Annotated in this window: 15 protein-coding genes; 7 read left to right on the forward strand and 8 right to left on the reverse strand. The window is 40.9% G+C overall.

Features of this window, described 5'->3' with window-relative positions; genetic code table 11:
* Positions 1 to 167: 167 nt before the first annotated feature.
* Complete coding sequence (locus QL229_RS05250) at positions 168 to 695, forward strand: Spy/CpxP family protein refolding chaperone (protein ID WP_281546521.1); 528 nt, start codon at positions 168 to 170, stop codon at positions 693 to 695.
* 263 nt (positions 696 to 958) lie between these two features.
* On the opposite strand, the gene yacG is transcribed toward QL229_RS05250, so the two are convergent.
* From yacG to nadC, 7 genes are all read right to left on the reverse strand, one after another.
* Positions 959 to 1,192 (reverse strand): DNA gyrase inhibitor YacG, encoded by a 234-nt coding sequence (gene yacG / locus QL229_RS05255; RefSeq protein WP_135923543.1) that lies wholly within the window; start codon positions 1,190 to 1,192, stop codon positions 959 to 961.
* A 66-nt stretch (positions 1,193 to 1,258) separates the two neighbouring features.
* Complete coding sequence (gene pilB, locus QL229_RS05260) at positions 1,259 to 2,935, reverse strand: type IV-A pilus assembly ATPase PilB (protein WP_135923544.1); 1,677 nt, start codon at positions 2,933 to 2,935, stop codon at positions 1,259 to 1,261.
* Positions 2,936 to 3,125: 190 nt separating this feature from the next.
* Positions 3,126 to 3,728: a dephospho-CoA kinase gene (coaE, locus tag QL229_RS05265; RefSeq protein ID WP_281546522.1), complete on the reverse strand. Its 603-nt coding sequence runs from the start codon at positions 3,726 to 3,728 to the stop codon at positions 3,126 to 3,128.
* Positions 3,729 to 3,730: 2 nt separating this feature from the next.
* A complete protein-coding gene (locus QL229_RS05270; RefSeq protein ID WP_281546523.1) occupies positions 3,731 to 4,627 on the reverse strand; it encodes an A24 family peptidase in 897 nt (298 codons plus the stop codon).
* Positions 4,628 to 4,738: 111 nt separating this feature from the next.
* Positions 4,739 to 5,965: a type II secretion system F family protein gene (locus QL229_RS05275; protein WP_281546524.1), complete on the reverse strand. Its 1,227-nt coding sequence runs from the start codon at positions 5,963 to 5,965 to the stop codon at positions 4,739 to 4,741.
* Positions 5,966 to 6,044: 79 nt separating this feature from the next.
* Complete coding sequence (locus tag QL229_RS05280) at positions 6,045 to 6,482, reverse strand: pilin (RefSeq protein ID WP_281546525.1); 438 nt, start codon at positions 6,480 to 6,482, stop codon at positions 6,045 to 6,047.
* A 495-nt stretch (positions 6,483 to 6,977) separates the two neighbouring features.
* Positions 6,978 to 7,826, reverse strand: coding sequence for a carboxylating nicotinate-nucleotide diphosphorylase (gene nadC / locus QL229_RS05285; RefSeq protein WP_135923550.1), 849 nt, complete (start codon positions 7,824 to 7,826; stop codon positions 6,978 to 6,980).
* A gap of 189 nt (positions 7,827 to 8,015) precedes the next feature.
* On the opposite strand from nadC, the gene ampD reads away from it, so the two are divergent.
* The 6 genes from ampD to lpdA all read left to right on the forward strand — a co-directional run bounded on the left by ampD (position 8,016) and on the right by lpdA (position 16,882).
* Entirely contained in the window at positions 8,016 to 8,558 is a 543-nt protein-coding gene (gene ampD / locus QL229_RS05290; protein WP_281546526.1) for a 1,6-anhydro-N-acetylmuramyl-L-alanine amidase AmpD, read from the forward strand.
* 21 nt (positions 8,559 to 8,579) lie between these two features.
* The gene (ampE, locus tag QL229_RS05295; protein WP_281546527.1) at positions 8,580 to 9,431 is read left to right on the forward strand and encodes a beta-lactamase regulator AmpE; all 852 of its coding nucleotides are present in this window, start codon (positions 8,580 to 8,582) and stop codon (positions 9,429 to 9,431) included.
* A gap of 423 nt (positions 9,432 to 9,854) precedes the next feature.
* A complete protein-coding gene (gene pdhR / locus QL229_RS05300; RefSeq protein WP_036965924.1) occupies positions 9,855 to 10,604 on the forward strand; it encodes a pyruvate dehydrogenase complex transcriptional repressor PdhR in 750 nt (249 codons plus the stop codon).
* Between the two features lie 84 nt (positions 10,605 to 10,688).
* Positions 10,689 to 13,355, forward strand: a complete 2,667-nt coding sequence (aceE, locus tag QL229_RS05305; RefSeq protein WP_281546528.1) for a pyruvate dehydrogenase (acetyl-transferring), homodimeric type — start codon at positions 10,689 to 10,691, stop codon at positions 13,353 to 13,355.
* Positions 13,356 to 13,364: 9 nt separating this feature from the next.
* Positions 13,365 to 15,269, forward strand: a complete 1,905-nt coding sequence (gene aceF / locus QL229_RS05310; RefSeq protein ID WP_281546529.1) for a pyruvate dehydrogenase complex dihydrolipoyllysine-residue acetyltransferase — start codon at positions 13,365 to 13,367, stop codon at positions 15,267 to 15,269.
* A 188-nt stretch (positions 15,270 to 15,457) separates the two neighbouring features.
* Positions 15,458 to 16,882 carry a dihydrolipoyl dehydrogenase gene (gene lpdA / locus QL229_RS05315; protein ID WP_138557162.1) on the forward strand — a complete coding sequence of 475 codons (1,425 nt, stop codon included), beginning with the start codon at positions 15,458 to 15,460 and terminating at the stop codon, positions 16,880 to 16,882.
* 124 nt (positions 16,883 to 17,006) lie between these two features.
* Here lpdA and QL229_RS05320 read toward each other — a convergent pair whose 3' ends face one another.
* Positions 17,007 to 17,975 carry a class 1 fructose-bisphosphatase gene (locus QL229_RS05320; protein WP_281546530.1) on the reverse strand — a complete coding sequence of 323 codons (969 nt, stop codon included), beginning with the start codon at positions 17,973 to 17,975 and terminating at the stop codon, positions 17,007 to 17,009.
* Between the last annotated feature and the right edge of the window lie 12 nt (positions 17,976 to 17,987).

Genomic DNA, 17,987 nt, shown 5'->3' on the forward strand with positions numbered 1-17,987 from the left:
ACACCTAGCAGTTTAATTCTTTGAGGTTATTTTACTCAGTAAATTGTGTAAAAGTGAATCTTTACACAACCTTTACACTGCTTTGCGTTCCTTTGCATTGTAATGAGTATAGTTAACTCATCAGTCGAAAACGACTCTGGAACACCACTCAACAAAAGGTAATGATTATGACTATTTCGAATAAACTTTCTAAATTCGTACTTGTTTGTGGCTTAGCAGCAGCCAGTGTTGGTACTACTTCAGCAACGGCAAAAGGAGACTTTAATCGTGGAATGAACCCACAAGCATGCTTTTTACTTTCTGAGCGCGGTATTGATAAATTACAACTTACAGAAGAGCAGCAAACGAAACTAAAAGCGATTTTTGCTGAGCAGAAAACGCAATTTGAAGCGTTACGTGGTGACAAAGATGCAATGAAAGCCGCTCGTGCAGCTCACAAAGAAAAAATGGATGTATTATTATCTACAGCAAAATTTGACGAAAATGCGGCTCTTGAGCTAATCAAAGCACGTCAGGCGAAAGCTCAGCAGTTTGCCTTGTTAAAGATGAAATCAGAGCATTATATTTGGCAGGTTTTGAATACTGAGCAACGTGAAAGCTACCAAGAAATTAAAAAGCATCTTCGTAAAAAAGGCCATAAAAAGGGTCATCATGGAAATCGTGGCGAGCGTAAAGGTGAGCGCTCTGAAGGTTAAAAGTTAATATTAAAAATGCGGCAGTTGCCGCATTTTTGTATTTCATACCAATTCGCTTAATAAAGTGGTCTATTTTGAGGCAGCAAAACCTCGTTGATAACAAGGCAAAAATTTTGTTATTTAGTTGTGCTCGGCAATTGATCCTGCATTGCTCTACCTTCTGCATCCATGCCGTCGTAAATCAGAAATTTTTAACGCAGGTAGCGACAGGTTTAATCCCTCAAAATGATTAAGTATTATTGCGGATTGGTCCTACTTAAAATTTACTCTTTAAAGAATGAGTCGTCATTTTTAGCGAGCATGGCTTCAATATCTTCAATCATATCTTGGCTAAGCTCATTAGCATTGCTAATAGGTGTTGAAATTCGATTATTTTCGAATGACCACTCACCTAAATCAATAAGTTGACATCGTTTTGAACAGAATGGACGGAACGGACTTTGTTCTGACCACTCCACTTTTTCTTTACAGGTTGGACAATTTACAACAGTTGGCATTGCTGCTTCTCAATAATTCATTTAGGCTGATCTTACTGAACTGGAGTGAGAGAATCCAGTAACGAGTTAGAAACTCGTTACTCGGTTGATTTCTGCAAGTGAGGTGACACCCGCTGCGGCTTTTTTGAGTCCAGATAATCGTAAGTTATTGAATCCTGATCTTAATGCTACTTCTGCAATCTCTAAGGAATTACCACCACGCATAATAATTTGCGCAATTTCAGGTGTGATCTGCATTACTTCATAGACACCAACACGTCCTTTATAACCCTCAGTGCAACTATCACAACCTTTAGGTGCAAATAGTTGTATTTCACTAAGCTTGTCTTTATCAAAACCTTGGCGAATCAGTTCTTCATCAGGTAGTGTTTCTGGTGTTTTACACTTAGGGCAAAGTCGTCTTGCTAGACGCTGTGCAATAATAAGACTAATTGAACTTGCTACGTTATAAGCAGGCACCCCCATATTTAAAAGACGAGTTAGGGTTTCTGGCGCTGAGTTTGTGTGTAGAGTTGATAAAACTAAGTGACCCGTTTGTGCTGCTTTAATCGCGATTTCAGCGGTTTCAAGATCACGGATCTCACCAACCATGACAACATCAGGATCTTGTCGCAAGAATGCTTTTAATGCGTTAGCAAAGGTCATTTCAGCTTTTGGATTAATTTGTACTTGGTTTATCCCTTCAAGGTTTATCTCTACTGGATCTTCGGCGGTACTAATATTACGCTCTGGCTGGTTGAGAATGTTTAAACCGGTATAAAGTGATACGGTTTTACCAGACCCTGTAGGACCTGTCACCAAGATCATCCCTTGTGGCTGCTCAAGTGCATCCATGTAAAGCTTCTTCTGCTCAGGCTCATAGCCAAGGACATCGATACCGAGCATGGCACTTGATGAGTCGAGAATACGCATTACGATTTTCTCGCCCCATAATGTAGGCAATGTACTTACACGAAAATCGATGCTTTTACGTTCGGTTATTTTAAGCTTAATACGACCATCTTGAGGTTTACGTTTTTCTGCGATATCTAGTCGCGACATAACCTTGATACGTGCAGATAAGCGGCTAGCTAAGCTATTTGGTGGGCTTGCCATCTCATGCAAAATACCATCGATACGAAAACGCACACGATATCGGTGTTCATAAGGTTCAAAGTGTAAATCCGACGCGCCTTTTTTAATTGCATCCATTAAAATTTTATTGATGTAGACAATAATCGGTGCATCGTCTTTGTCTTCATCTTTAGCTGCTAAATCAGTTGAGGTTTCGGTTTCAAGCTCGCCAAGCTCTTTAAATTCGCTTTCGCTAAGATGTAAACTTCCGGTCGCATCGAATAATTGTTCAATTTTATTTTCGAGTTGATTGTAATCAACAACCACGACTTCGCATGAGAGACCTGTACTAAACTCAAAGTTTTCAAATGCACCATAGTCGGTCGGATCCGATGCGGCTATATAGAGCTTACTGCCTTTTTTTACAAGTGGCAGAATGTGATGCTCGCGAATGAGTTTTTCTTTGATCAGCTCTTCAGAAATTTTTGTGACATCAAAGTCTTTAATATCAAAATAAGGAACACGAAATAGATCGGTGCATTGCTCGGCAAGTTCACGACCATCCATACCGCAACTTTTAGCTATAAGCTCTGCGGTAGAACTATACTCTTTTTGTTTTAACTTTACTGTCTCGGCATCAATACGTCCAAGAGTAATGTACTTTCTGAGAAGCGGTGAGTTTATATTCATTGCGCACCTAAGTTGAGCCTATCTTTGCCACAATTTACCAGAAAAAATTAGGGTATAACATCAGTCTTGTCTGATTTAGTCAAAATTGCAAAATAAAATCATCATAAACTCATGTATTTACATTGTTTGCTAATTCTTTTGGGTTAGTTTGCGGCATGCTAATTAATATTAGCATTCTATTTTGAATTAGCTATTGTTGTGCAGATGCTAAATATGAGAGATGTAACTCTTTCACTGTAAGAAAAACCTCTCTAAGAGGACGATTGTTATCCAAAATATCATCCGCTTTTAGTAGCTTATCGTCTCTAGGCATTTGTGAGGCTATGATTTGCTCAGCTAACTCAGTGGAAACATTATCGCGTGCTGTGGTTCTCGTTATTTGCACCTCAACCGGAACGTCAACGAGCAAAGTGCGGTTACAAAATTTCTCTAAGCCATTTTCGAATAGTAGTGGTGCAACTAATATTACATAGGAGCTGGTGGCCTTTTGTAATTGCCTCAGCATTGATTCTCTAATAAGCGGGTGCAATAAGCTATTTAGCCATTGTTTTTTAGATTCATCAGCAAAGATTATTGTTCTTAGTTTTGCGCGATCGAGTGTGCTGCTACTCGTGAGTATTTCATCACCAAAATATTCAGTAATTTTTTTAAGACCCGTTGAGCCTGGCTCGACAACTTCTCTGGCAACAACATCAGCGTCGACTACTTTAATTCCAAGTTCTTCAAACATTGCGCTTACCGCGCTTTTTCCAGAGCCAATACCGCCAGTAATTCCTAAAATCCACTTTGCCATAATCAGTAACCTAAAAAGTTAAAGTAATAGGCTTGAATTTGCTCACGCCATAGCAAAGTGACCCAACCAGCAATCGCAAGGTAGGGCCCAAATGGGATTGGCGTGGTTTTATCTTTACCTTGAATGATTATTTGTGTAATGCCAATGATGGCACCAACGACACTTGATAATAGCACGATAGTTAAAATATCTTGCCAGCCTAGCAGCGCACCAAACACGGCTAACAGTTTAAAGTCGCCATAACCCATGCCTTCTTTACCAGTAGCAAGCTTGAATAACCAGTAGACACTCCATAAGCTCAGGTAGCCAACTGCGGCGCCGATAATAGCATCGGTTGGCGCAATGGTAATATCCAAAGTTGCAGCAATTAATGCTAACCAAACCAATGGCAATGTGAGCTGATCAGGCAGTAACATATGATCTATATCTATAAAGGTTAAAGCGACCAAAACCCAAGTAATTAATATATAAAGTAGAGCTAATTTAGTTGGACCAAACACAGCTGCAACTATTAAACTTAAAACAGCTGTTAAAATTTCAACAATAGGATAACGCACCGAAATCGGTGTTTTGCAACTGGCACAACGACCTTTGAGTAATAACCAACTTATAACAGGAATATTCTGCCAAGCTTTTATTGGTGCTTTGCATGTAGGGCAAGTTGAACTAGGTTTTACTAAGTTAAAGGGGTTTTGTTCTGTTTGCTGTTTTGAATTGAGCTCATCGGCCAATACAATACGGCATTCTGTTTGCCATTCTCGTTTCATCATCAGTGGCAAACGATAAATCACCACATTTAAAAAGCTACCAATACACAGGCTAACTAAGCCCACAGTCAAAAAATAAAACCACTGCTGACTTTGCATTGCAGTGGTTATATCAAGAAAAAAGTTTTCCATTAAGTTACCTAACTTCTGGCCATTTATAGGCCGATTTTATTTCGCTGTGTTGAAACGTTTTTATTATTTATTTTATATTGCAAACTATCAACTAGCCTTTACAGCTTAATTTTAAATCACCGAACCGAGTTGGAAGATTGGTAAGTACATAGCAACAATCAAACCACCAACAAGTACGCCTAAAACCGCCATGATAAGGGGCTCAAGTAAGCTTGATAAACCGTCTACTGCATCATCTACTTCTTGCTCATATATCGTTGCCACTTTAGCAAGCATACCATCGAGTGAACCTGACTCCTCACCAATGGCCACCATTTGTACGACCATATCAGGGAATATTTTTGTGTTGCGCATTGCCCAGTTCATTAAGTTACCGGAGCTTACTTCGGCTTTTATCTCTAAAATCGCATAACGGTACACCGCATTACCTGAAGCGCCCGCTGCAGAATCTAGCGCATCAACCAGTGGCACACCAGCTGCAAAGGTAGTAGATAAAGTACGAGCATAACGAGCAACAGCCGCTTTATTCAAAATCATACCAATGACAGGCAATTTTAATATAGCCCTGTCATTTGCATCTCTGAGCTTTTTACTTTTAAGAAGTGCTTCTTTATATGCAAAACCTGCAGCGGCAATAGCAATAAGCATCATCCACCAATATTCTTGCATAAACTCTGAAATACCAATCACCATTAAAGTAAATGCGGGTAGTTCAGCACCAAAGCCATTAAATATTTCTTGGAATTGCGGTACTACAAATATCAGCAAGATAGATGTAACGATTAGAGCAACCACTAAAACCGCAATAGGGTAAAACATGGCTTTTTTAATTTTTGATTTGAGAGCTTCTGCTTTTTCTTTATAAAGTGCTACTCGGTCAAATATTTTATCAAGTGCGCCTGACTGCTCGCCAGAGGCTACTAGGTCACAATATAAATCATCAAAATGACGAGGGTGTTTGCGAAGCGCTTGTGAAAGAGGGATACCGGCTTTAACATCATCGCCAATACCTTCCATAAGTTTGGCAACACTTTTATTTTTAGCACCTGAGCCAATCATTTCAATAGATTGAATGAGGGGAACCCCTGCCATTAGCATAGTTGCAATTTGTCGAGTAATGAGGGCAATATCTTTAGCTGTGATTTTTTGGACGCGAGCGCCGAATAAAGGCTTTGCTTTACGTTTTACTTTCGACGGAATTATACCTTGCTTGCGTAGTTGTGCTTTAACCAACGCTATGCTTTGTCCAGAAAGTTCACCTTCAAGTTTTTTGCCGCGAGCACTCACACCAACCCATTGGAAAGTGTCTAAGCTTTTATTTTCAGGTTGTTTAGCCATTTTTTTCTTTGGAATAGAAGAGAGAAAGGTAGCTTGAGCCGCTACCTTAAAATGATTAAAACTATTTAATCAGGTGTCACTAAATTTGACAAGAACTAGGTACGTACTTGTTTTTATCTGCTGAATCAATAGTACAAGTCCAGTTGATTTCTCCAGCAGGGATTGTACCGCTCGCTAGAGCTGCTGTACCAGTTTTTGGCGTCATTGTTAGTTCAACTGCTCCAGCTTTAGCTGTAGAAGTAACTGTAATAACACCTGTGGTTGCTGCGATAGCTACAGCTGAACAGTTTTCAGTTGCAGCGTTTGGATTAAAACCAGAATTAAATGCTGCACCTTCAGCTGCATTCATTGCTACAGTTGTTTTTGCTGCACTAGCAAGGTTTACACATTCTGAAACTCGAGCTTTAACTGTGTAATCTTGATAAGCAGGCAGTGCTACCGCTGCCAAAATACCGATGATTGCAACTACAATCATTAATTCAATTAGGGTGAAACCCTGTTGCTTTTGTTGTGTCATTTGTTCCTCTCCTAAAGGATATGATGATTTAGTAAGTTTAGCTATAACTTCAGCGTTGTAAAACCAAGGCTCAATTTACAGGTTAAATCTTACAGTTTTAATTTAAATGTCTTCAAATATAGCGTGATTGATAACAAAGTTTTCAACAAACATCCCATGTTCAAAGCATATAAAATTACTTTAGCATTATTCAATGCATTTGAAAGCTATTTTACTGTAAGACAAGCGATTTTTCTGAATTTTCCGGTCTTGTTTTGAGACAGGTCAAGCCTCTAAAATAGGGGGAACCCATTAGTAAGGTCTATGCGCCTGTTGTAAGTAATTGAAATGTTTGTAGTTTAACTGTTAGTTATGAGTAGTTTAGTACAAAAGGTTGATCTGCATCAAACAAATGTATGTTTTTTGTTACTCACCTAAGCTTTTTACGTATTTAATGCTTTTTTTATTTTCTTGTCAATAAATTAGGTAAGTCACTAAATACGTATAAAGGGGAAGTTAGCCGTTAAATCGCATGGATAGATCGATTGATTGTAAATTTTTTGTAAGTGCACCGCTCGAGATAAAATCTATACCTGCTTGCGAGTAAGTTTTAAGAGTTTCGAGTGTCATATTGCCAGACACTTCAAGCTTTGCGCGCTTATCTGTTATTGTGACTGCTTGCTGAATTTGCTCAACGGTGAAGTTGTCGAGCATAATGATATCAGCACCCGCAGTGATTGCTTGCTCAAGCTCATTAAGTGATTCAACTTCTACTTCAACTGGCTTTGTAGGGTGGTTGCTTTTTGCTTGTGCTACTGCTTTATCAATACCGCCACATGCAGCGATGTGGTTTTCTTTAATAAGAAATGCATCAAATAGCCCGATGCGGTGATTCGCGCCACCACCACATTTAACTGCGTATTTTTGTAACGCCCGTAAGCCAGGAATTGTTTTGCGTGTATCGAGTAGCTGTGTGGTTGTACCTTCTAGCTCTTTTACATAACGAGCAGTTGTTGTTGCTGTGCCAGAAAGTGTTTGTACAAAGTTAAGGGCCGTGCGCTCTGCAGTTAAAATAGCGCGAGCTGAACCAGATGCTGTAAACAAAGTAGCATTCGCTGCGACTTTATCGCCATCATTTACCAGTACATCAACTTTTACTGTTGGATCGACTTGGTTAAATACTTCTAAAATAATCTCTTTTCCACAAAATACACAGTCTTCACGAGTTATTACCTTGGCATTCGCTTGCTGGTTTTCAGGTATCAGCTGTGCGGTGATATCACCGTCACCGGCGCTTTGGTAATTCAAATCTTCATCAAGGGCAAGTTTAACCAATTGGCTAATTAAAGAGTGAGGGACTGACATGTAGAAAGCTCATTGTTTATGAATAAATTGGCGAAATTTTACTATGTTTAACCCCTTATTAGAAGTTAAAGATCGACCGCCAGTAGAGGAGGCTTAATCGCATCCTCCTTAGCGAAAATGAATCTAACTAGACCCTAAGTTTTTAACCATTTACACTATTTAACTTTACTGTCATTGTTAGTTTTTAAAATGCATATAAATGAACTTGGTCAATTAAACAATGTGTTACAACGTCCATGTGCACATTATGATGAACGCCCTGATAATGAAGTCTCATTATTGGTCATTCATAATATTTCTTTGCCGGCAGGGCAGTTTGCAACACCTTATGTTGATGATTTATTTATGGGATGTATTGATTGTTCTGCGCATGAGAGCTTTGCTGATTTAGACGGTTTGCGGGTTTCCGCCCATTGCTTTATTCGTCGTACAGGAGAGATAATTCAGTATGTTCCTTTTACCAAACGAGCTTGGCATGCAGGCGTATCAACATTTGAAGGCAGAGAACGCTGTAATGACTTTAGTATTGGTATTGAGCTTGAAGGCACCGACACGCAAGCGTATACCCAAGCACAATATAATGCATTACACTTGGTGACATCGGCATTAATCGAAAAGTACCCAGATATTAATCGTTCGCGTATCGTTGGTCATTGTGACATTGCACCGGGCCGAAAAACGGATCCAGGTAGAAGTTTCGATTGGCAATACTATTTTGATTTAGTGTTTTAGTTAAAGGATATAGGTAAAAGCATGATCTTAATTTCAATAATTGTTGCTTTGGTGATTGAGCGTTTAGGGGCGCGGGCTGATTATTGGCAAATCGGTTTTTATGCCAACTCCTATCTTAAGCACTCGCAAAAACACCTTTCAGAAAAAGGCTTATTCAATTCCCCAATAGGCTTTTTGATTTGGTTAATGTTACCAGTGGTTGCCGTTGGACTCGTTTATCAATTCTCAGATTTTATAATTTGGCAGTTAGCTGTGAATGTTGCTGTACTGTTGGTTTGCTTTGGCTGTGCTAAGCAGCGTGCTTTATACAAGTCATACTTAAATGCATTAACACGTAACGATCAAGAAGCTGCTTCTTTATTTGCATTACAGATGGGGCAAAAGAAAACAGAAGATCAGCCCCATGGTGAGACATTTGGGCAAACGCTAGCATGGCTAAATTTTCGTTTTTATTGTGCAGTGATTTTTTGGTTTGTGGTTTTAGGTGTACCAGGCGCGGTGCTTTATGCACTAGTTCGAACCCTTGCAGACAAGGTAAGGGATGATCACAGTGTTGTCTATGCTAAACGTTTTAAACTGATTCATAGCTTACTGTTTTGGCTCGATTGGTTACCAGCACGTGTTGCAAGCTTTGGTTATTTAGTGATTGGTAACTTTAATAAAGGCACCAGTTGTTGGTTGAAGTATGTGCTCGACTTTTCAGTTAGTAACCGAAAAGTCGTTACGCAAACCGCACTTGCTGCTGAGCAAATAGAGCAACAACATTTTGGCTGTACTTACGAAGCCACCTGCATGATGAAACTTGTAAAAAGAAATGTATTGTTCTTTTTAGTGATTATTGCAGCACTTACTTTATTTGGTGGTTTGGCGTAGTAGATTGTAGGAATGACTTTATTCATAAATTGCTCTGTTAGTGCACTTCTATTGAGTTCTGATTTTTCAGCACTGAAGTGCATCCTACCTGTACTTGCTTCCAAGTCATTCAAATAGACTAACATCTACTATCTGATGACTAAATGCTTAGATGTAATACCTAGTGCTTACCAATCTGGTCTGACCATTTAATTTTTATTGTTTTTTCCTTCAGAAAAAGTCACTTTAATCCATACTGTTTAATCTTTAAGCGAATTGCGTTAGGGTGTTATTAGTCTTAAATCGCACTGAAATTGACAGAAATACGGGTTTTTGATAACGTATGTCTCAATTTGGTATGACCAATTTACCTTTTTGGTCAAGGCACAAAGTTAAGTACCCGATATTTATAGGGTTAATGCATAACAATGCGGACGTTAATAAATGTCTTTAAAGATTAAAGCAGCAAAATTATCTGATGTTATTTTACAGCAACTTGAGAATATGATTCTCGAGGGATCGTTAGCGCCAGGTGAAAAGCTGCCTCCGGAACGTGAGCTTGCGAAACAATTTGAAGTGTCGCGACCTTCACTGCGTGAGGCAATCCAAAAGCTAGAAGCAAAAGGCTTGGTGACACGTCGCCAAGGCGGCGGAACCTTTGTAAAAAATCAACTTGAAGAGGGGCTCACTGATCCGCTTTTTGATTTGATCAGTAAGCATCCAGAGTCACAATTTGATTTACTTGAATTTCGTCATGCCCTTGAGGGGATCGCGGCTTATTACGCGGCTATGCGTGGTACCACCAATGACTTTAAAAAAGTAAAACAAAGCTTTGATAATATCGCGCTTGTTAACGATGACATTGTGCAAAAAGCAAAAGCCATTAATGCATTCCATTTTAGTGTGGCTGAAGCGTCTCATAACGTGGTGTTACTACATCTAGTTAGAGGGATGCAGGCTCTACTAGAGCAAAATGTATTACAGAATTTAACTGTACTGTTAAAAAAACCACAGATCAGCCAACAGCTTGCAGAGCATAGGCGACTGTTGATGGATGCGGTTATTGAAGGAAACCCAGAGCAAGCACGTCTTGCTAGTAATGCTCATTTAGCCTTTATCGAAGAAGCCTTACTTGAGGCTGGCAAAGAGCATTCGCGGATTGAACGTAGTTTAAGACGCACCAAACAACATTAAGCAAGTGATTAGCTAAGTTTAGTTAACTACTTAATTTAAGATTTATTAAAATAATTAGTATTTTAAACATAAGGAAACCTCCATATGTCTGAAGTCAATAAAATTGACGTAGACGCGCTAGAAACACAAGAGTGGTTACAAGCCCTTGAATCTGTTGTGCGCGAAGAAGGTGTAGAACGAGCTCAATATTTACTTGAGCAAGTGTTAGAGCAAGCCCGTTTAGACGGTGTTGATATGCCTACTGGCACGACTACTAACTACGTTAATACCATTCCGGTAGATCAAGAGCCTGCTTACCCAGGTGACGTAAACATTGAACGTCGTATTCGTTCAATCATCCGTTGGAATGCGATCATGATCGTATTACGTGCGTCGAAAAAAGATCTAGACTTAGGCGGCCATATGGCGTCTTACCAGTCTTCTGCTGCATTCTATGAAGTGTGTTTTAACCACTTCTTCAAAGCACCAAACGATGTAGACGGCGGTGACTTAGTGTATTACCAAGGCCATATTTCTCCTGGTATCTATGCACGTGCATTTGTTGAAGGTCGTTTAACAGCTGAGCAGCTTGATAACTTCCGTCAAGAAGTTGATGGTAATGGTCTTCCTTCATACCCACACCCTAAATTAATGCCTGAATTCTGGCAGTTCCCTACAGTATCTATGGGTCTTGGTCCGATTGCATCTATCTACCAAGCGCGTTTCCTAAAATACCTAGATGGTCGTGGCTTAAAAGACACTAAAAACCAACGTGTATACGCTTTCTTAGGCGATGGTGAGATGGATGAGCCAGAATCACGTGGTGCAATCTCATTTGCTGCGCGTGAGAAGCTAGATAACCTATGTTACCTAATCAACTGTAACTTACAGCGTTTAGATGGCCCAGTAATGGGTAACGGCAAGATCATTCAAGAGCTTGAAGGTCTATTCAAAGGCGCTGGCTGGAACGTGATTAAAGTTGTATGGGGTAGCGGTTGGGATATCCTACTAGCTAAAGATACAACAGGTAAATTACTGCAGTTAATGAACGAAACCATTGACGGTGATTACCAAACATATAAAGCGAAAGATGGTGCATACGTTCGTGAGCACTTCTTTGGTCGTTACCCAGAAACAGCAGCACTTGTTGCTGATATGACTGATGAAGAAATTTTCGCACTTAAGCGTGGTGGTCATGAGCCATCAAAACTTTACGCTGCATTCAAAAAAGCGGAAGAAACCAAAGATCGTCCAACAGTAATCCTAGCTAAAACTGTAAAAGGTTACGGCATGGGTGATGCAGCTGAAGGTAAAAACATCGCGCACCAAGTTAAGAAAATGGACATGACACACGTTGAGCACTTACGCTCACGTTTAGGTCTTCAAGATTTGGTTTCTGATGAAGAAATTAAAGACCTTCCATATCTTACACTTGAAGAAGGTTCTGAAGAGTACAAGTATCTTCACGCACGTCGTGAAGCACTGCAAGGTTACACGCCTAAGCGTATTGCTAAGTTCTCTGAAAAGTTAACATTACCTGAAGTTGACGCGTTCAAGCCGCTACTTGAAGAGCAAAAACGTGACATCTCTACAACAATGGGCTTTGTACGTGCACTTAACGTGTTACTAAAAGACAAAGGCATTGGTAAAAACATCGTTCCTATCATCGCTGATGAAGCGCGTACGTTTGGTATGGAAGGTTTATTCCGTCAAATCGGTATTTACAACCCGCATGGCCAAAACTATACGCCGCAAGACCGTGACATTGTTTCTTACTACAAAGAAGCGACATCAGGTCAGGTATTACAAGAAGGTATCAACGAGTTAGGTGCAATGTCATCATGGGTTGCTGCTGCAACATCTTACAGCACTAACGACTTACCGATGATCCCATTCTACATCTACTACTCAATGTTCGGTTTCCAACGTGTAGGTGATATGGCGTGGATGGCTGGTGACCAACAAGCACGTGGTTTCTTACTAGGTGCGACAGCTGGTCGTACTACACTTAACGGCGAAGGTTTACAGCACGAAGATGGTCATAGCCACATTCTTGCTAACACAGTACCTAACTGTATTTCTTATGATCCAACATTCGCATACGAAGTAGCAGTAATCATGCAAGACGGTATCCGTCGCATGTACGGTGAAGACCAAGAAAACGTGTTCTACTACCTAACGCTAATGAACGAAAACTACCATCAACCAGCAATGCCTGAAGGCGCTGAAGAAGGTATTCGTAAAGGTATCTACAAACTTGAAACTGTGGCTGGCGAGAAAGCAAAAGTACAGTTACTAGGTTCAGGTACAATCATGATGGAAGTGCGTAAAGCGGCACAAATCCTCAGCGAAGAATATGGCATTGGTTCAGATGTATTCTCTGTAACGTCATTCAACGAGTTAACACGTGATGGTCAAGATGTTGAGCGTTTCAACATGCTTAACCCTGAAGCAGAACAAAAGACTGCTTACATCACAAATGCATTAACAGATGCAGTAACTGTTGCAGCAACAGACTACATGAAGAACTACGCAGAACAAGTTCGTTCATTTGTTCCAAGCAGCAACTATAAAGTGTTGGGTACAGATGGTTACGGTCGTTCTGATAGCCGTGAAAACTTACGTCGTCACTTCGAAGTTAATGCGGGCTATGTTGTGGTTGCAACATTATCAGAGCTTGCTAAACGTGGTGAAGTTGAGAAGTCAGTGGTTGTTGAAGCAATCAAGAAGTTCGACATCGACACAAACAAAGTTAACCCGCTATACGCATAAGAGGTTCCAATGAGTATTGAAATTAAAGTACCAGATATCGGTGGCGATGAAGTTGAAGTAACCGAAATCCTTGTTAGCGTTGGTGATAAGGTTGAGGTTGATCAGTCGTTATTAACGGTTGAAGGCGACAAAGCATCAATGGAAGTACCTGCTGCACAAGCAGGTACGGTTAAAGAAATTAAAGTAGCTGAAGGTGATACGGTAACGACGGGTTCACTTATCATGATCTTCGAAGGTGAAGAACAAGCAGCTGCACCAGCACAAGCTAAAGAAGAAGCTAAAGAAGAGCCAACTAAACAATCTTCAGCTTCTGCAACGCAAGAAGTTAATGTACCAGATATAGGCGATGATGAAGTTGAAGTAACTGAAATCATGGTTGCGGTAGGTGACACGGTTGAAGAAGAGCAATCTTTATTAAGCGTTGAAGGCGATAAAGCATCAATGGAAGTACCTGCGCCATTTGCTGGTACTGTTAAAGAGATCAAAATCGCAACTGGCGATAAAGTGAAAACTGGCTCTTTAATCTTCGTTTTTGAAACGGCATCAAGCGGCTCTGAAGCATCTGCAGCAGAATCAACTCAAGCAGAATCAGCTTCAGCAGAAGCTGCTCCTGCTTCATCTGGCACTAAAGAAGTAAACGTGCCAGATATCGGTGGTGATGAAGTTGAAGTAACCGAAGTGATGGTTGCTGTTGGCGATAAGGTTGAAGAAGATCAATCAATCTTAAACGTTGAAGGCGATAAAGCATCAATGGAAGTACCAGCACCATTTGCCGGTACAGTTAAAGAAATCAAAGTAGCAGCTGGAGATAAGGTATCAACTGGTTCACTTATCTTTGTATTTGAAGTAGTCGGTAGTGCACCTGCTGCAGCAGAACCTGCTCCTGCAAAAGCTGAAGCCGCTCCTGCTGCAAAAGCACCAGCAGCTGAAAAGCCTGCATCAGCACCTGCAAGCAACGAAGGTTTTGCAGATAACAAAGCGTATGCACATGCATCACCAGTTGTTCGTCGTTTAGCGCGTGAGTTCGGTATTAACCTAGCAAACGTAAAAGGCACGGGTCGTAAGAATCGTGTTGTTAAAGAAGACGTACAAAACTACGTAAAAGACCTTGTGAAGAAAGTTGAATCTGGTCAGCTATCTGCAGGTAAAGGTAATGCGGGTGGCGGTGAGTTAGGTCTTATCCCTTGGCCTAAGGTTGATTTTGCTAAGTTTGGTGAAATCGAAGAGAAGAAACTTTCTCGTATTCAGAAGCTATCAGGTGCTAACTTACACCGTAACTGGGTGCAAATCCCGCATGTTACACAGTTTGACGAAGCGGATATCACAAGCCTTGAAGCATTCCGTAAAGAGCAAAACGCGCTTGCTGAGAAGAAAAAGCTGGGTGTTAAAATCACACCACTTGTGTTTGTGATGAAAGCGGCGGCGAAAGCACTTGCTGAATTCCCAACGTTTAACTCTTCACTGTCTGAAGACGGCGAAAGCTTAATCTTGAAGAAGTACATCAACATTGGTGTTGCGGTTGATACACCAAACGGCTTGGTTGTTCCAGTATTCAAAGATGTTGATAAAAAAGGCATCATTGAACTTTCTCGTGAATTAATGGAAATTTCAGCTAAAGCACGTGACGGCAAGCTAACGTCATCTGATATGCAAGGCGGTTGTTTCACAATCTCAAGCCTTGGTGGTATCGGTGGTACAGCGTTCACGCCAATTGTGAATGCGCCAGAAGTTGCTATCTTGGGTGTATCTAAGTCAGAAATGAAACCTAAGTGGAACGGCAAAGAGTTTGAACCTAAATTAATGGTTCCATTATCAATGTCATACGACCATAGGGTTATTGACGGTGCACTAGCAGCACGCTTTACTGTGACGCTAGCAAGCTACATGAGCGATATTCGTCAATTGGTGATGTAATCGTCTCATAATTTATAAGAATCAAATCCCAGCAAGGTGTTTTTTGCTGGGATTTTTACCATTGGCAATGATACAATCTTTGCCATAGAACAATCTTGGTATAGATATCTGCTCTCCCTTTCTGCCTTGCAGAAACATGGCAGTTAAACTTAGGGGCAGTGTCCCGTTCAAACATTTAAGGTAATAGCATGAGCAACGAATTAAAAACTCAAGTTGTTGTACTAGGCGGTGGTCCTGGTGGTTATTCTGCGGCTTTCCGTGCTGCTGACTTGGGCTTAGAAGTAACATTGGTAGAATCTCGCAACACATTAGGCGGTGTATGTCTAAATGTGGGTTGTATTCCTTCAAAAGCACTTTTACACGTAGCTAAAGTGATTGATGACGCTGCAGAAATGTCATCTCACGGCGTTACTTTTGGTAAGCCTGAAATCGACCTAGACAAAATCCGTGATTGGAAAGAGTCTGTAATCGGTCAATTAACTGGCGGCCTAGACGGCATGGCTAAAATGCGTAAAGTGAAAGTAGTTAATGGCTACGGTAAATTCACTGGTAGCAACACACTAGCTGTTGAAGGTGAAGACGGTACAACAACGATCACATTTGATAATGCTATTATCGCTGCAGGTTCTCAACCTGTTAATTTACCTTTCATCCCTGAAGATGACCGCGTAATTGACTCAACAGGTGCACTAGAGCTTAAAGATGTTCCTGAGAAGCTTCTTGTTTTAGGTGGTGGTATCATCGGTCTTGAGATGGGTACTGTATACCGTGCGCTAGGTTCTGAAATCGACGTTGTTGAATTTGCTGATCAATTAGTACCAGCAGCTGATAAAGACGTTATCAAGATCTACCAAAAATACGTTAAGAACAAGTTCAACGTAATGCTTTCTACTAAAGTAGTTGGCGTTGAAGCGAAAGAAGACGGTCTATACGTTTCATTCGAAGGTAAAAACGCACCAGCTGACGCAGTACGTTACGACAAAGTACTTGTAGCTGTAGGTCGTACACCTAACGGTAAATTACTTGACGCTGATAAAGCAGGCGTTAACGTTGATGAGCGTGGTTTCATCAATGTTGATAAGCAGCTTAAAACAAACGTTGATCACATCTTCGCTATCGGTGATATCGTTGGTCAGCCAATGCTTGCGCACAAAGCAGTTCACGAAGCTCACGTTGCAGCAGAAGTTATCTCAGGTCAGAAACACTTCTTCGATCCTAAGTGCATTCCTTCAATCGCATACACAGATCCAGAAATCGCATGGGTTGGTGTAACTGAGAAAGAAGCTAAAGAGCAAGGCTTAAACATCGAAACTGCGGTATTCCCTTGGGCTGCTTCTGGCCGTGCAATCGCTTCAGCACGTACTGAAGGTCAAACTAAGCTAATCTTCGATAAAGACTCAGGTCGCGTTATCGGTGGTGCTATGGTTGGTATCAACGCAGGTGAAATGTTAGGTGAAATCGGCCTAGCAGTTGAAATGGGCGCAGACGGTGAAGACCTAGCGTTAACTATTCACGCTCACCCAACGCTAAACGAATCAATCGGTCTAGCTGCTGAAATCTTCGAAGGTTCAATCACTGACCTTCCAAACAAAAAAGCAGTTAAAAAGAAGTAAGTTCTTTTAATGAATAGCTTTAAAAAACCCAGCTTAGGCTGGGTTTTTTGTATTTAGATTGGAGCAACAAAAAAACCGTGTTTGTTATTATTACAAGCACGGTTTTTGTTATTAAGAGCTCAGGTTACTTATGGTAGCTTAAGCAGGTTTCAACTTCATTTTTAGAGCCTAAGATCACCGCCACTCGCTGGTGGATGGCATCAGGTTGAATCTCCATGATGCGCTCAGTACCTGTAGAGGCAATACCGCCAGCTTGCTCAATTAGCATTGCCATTGGGTTTGCTTCGTATAATAAACGTAATTTGTTTGGTTTGTTTGGATCTTTCGTGTCTGTTGGATACGTGAAGATACCACCACGGCATAATACACGGTGTACATCACCCACCATTGCAGCAATCCAGCGCATATTGAAGTTACGGCCGCGCGGGCCTGTATCACCGGCTAGCAAATCGTTAATATAATTTTGCATCGCAGGTTGCCAATGGCGTTGATTTGAAGCATTGATAGCAAATTCGCTGGTCTCTTCTGGGATTTTTGCAAACTCTTGCGTTAATAAGAAGGTGCCGTGAGTTTTATCTAAAGTGAAAAAGCGCGTGCCTTTACCTGTGGTAAGAGCTAATACGGTTGATGGGCCATATAACACGTAACCTGCCGCAACTTGGTTCTTACCTGGTTGCATAAAGATACTTGGGTCAGCTGGATCAGAGCCTTCAGGCGCCGCCATAATTGAGAAAATCGTACCAACGAGCGAGTTGATATCAGTATTCGATGAACCGTCAAGTGGGTCGAATGCAACAATGTAGTTGGCATCTGGATTACCCGCAACAGTGAAGTCTTCTTCTTCAGAGGCAATGGCTTTTACGTAGCCCGATTCTAATAAAATATCTTTTAAAAGTTGGTTAGTTAGAACGTCGAGTTTTTTCTGTGTTTCACCCTGAATGTTTTCGTCTAGGGTTGAGCCTAATACGCCAGATAGGGCGCCTTGACCAACACGAAATGAAATCTCTTTACATGCCGCAAGTACCGTTCTGATCAATGAGATCAGTTCACGAGGGCAACCATCTTCTAACAATACCGGTGGGAGTCTACGCATTCTATTTTCCTG

It is taken from the genome of Pseudoalteromonas sp. PAR1, assembly GCF_947311895.1.
Lineage (GTDB): Bacteria > Pseudomonadota > Gammaproteobacteria > Enterobacterales > Alteromonadaceae > Pseudoalteromonas > Pseudoalteromonas lipolytica_C.

What these genes read in the sequence shown, in the direction of transcription:
- QL229_RS05250 (WP_281546521.1), top strand. Translation starts at nt 168, where the DNA reads ATGACTATTTCGAATAAACTTTCTAAATTCGTACTTGTTTGTGGCTTA.
- QL229_RS05270 (WP_281546523.1), bottom strand. Translation starts at nt 4,627, where the DNA reads ATGGAAAACTTTTTTCTTGATATAACCACTGCAATGCAAAGTCAGCAG.
- ampE (WP_281546527.1), top strand. Translation starts at nt 8,580, where the DNA reads ATGATCTTAATTTCAATAATTGTTGCTTTGGTGATTGAGCGTTTAGGG.
- lpdA (WP_138557162.1), top strand. Translation starts at nt 15,458, where the DNA reads ATGAGCAACGAATTAAAAACTCAAGTTGTTGTACTAGGCGGTGGTCCT.
- ampD (WP_281546526.1), top strand. Translation starts at nt 8,016, where the DNA reads ATGCATATAAATGAACTTGGTCAATTAAACAATGTGTTACAACGTCCA.
- QL229_RS05280 (WP_281546525.1), bottom strand. Translation starts at nt 6,482, where the DNA reads ATGACACAACAAAAGCAACAGGGTTTCACCCTAATTGAATTAATGATT.
- QL229_RS05275 (WP_281546524.1), bottom strand. Translation starts at nt 5,965, where the DNA reads ATGGCTAAACAACCTGAAAATAAAAGCTTAGACACTTTCCAATGGGTT.
- QL229_RS05320 (WP_281546530.1), bottom strand. Translation starts at nt 17,975, where the DNA reads ATGCGTAGACTCCCACCGGTATTGTTAGAAGATGGTTGCCCTCGTGAA.
- yacG (WP_135923543.1), bottom strand. Translation starts at nt 1,192, where the DNA reads ATGCCAACTGTTGTAAATTGTCCAACCTGTAAAGAAAAAGTGGAGTGG.
- aceE (WP_281546528.1), top strand. Translation starts at nt 10,689, where the DNA reads ATGTCTGAAGTCAATAAAATTGACGTAGACGCGCTAGAAACACAAGAG.
- aceF (WP_281546529.1), top strand. Translation starts at nt 13,365, where the DNA reads ATGAGTATTGAAATTAAAGTACCAGATATCGGTGGCGATGAAGTTGAA.
- coaE (WP_281546522.1), bottom strand. Translation starts at nt 3,728, where the DNA reads ATGGCAAAGTGGATTTTAGGAATTACTGGCGGTATTGGCTCTGGAAAA.
- nadC (WP_135923550.1), bottom strand. Translation starts at nt 7,826, where the DNA reads ATGTCAGTCCCTCACTCTTTAATTAGCCAATTGGTTAAACTTGCCCTT.
- pdhR (WP_036965924.1), top strand. Translation starts at nt 9,855, where the DNA reads ATGTCTTTAAAGATTAAAGCAGCAAAATTATCTGATGTTATTTTACAG.
- pilB (WP_135923544.1), bottom strand. Translation starts at nt 2,935, where the DNA reads ATGAATATAAACTCACCGCTTCTCAGAAAGTACATTACTCTTGGACGT.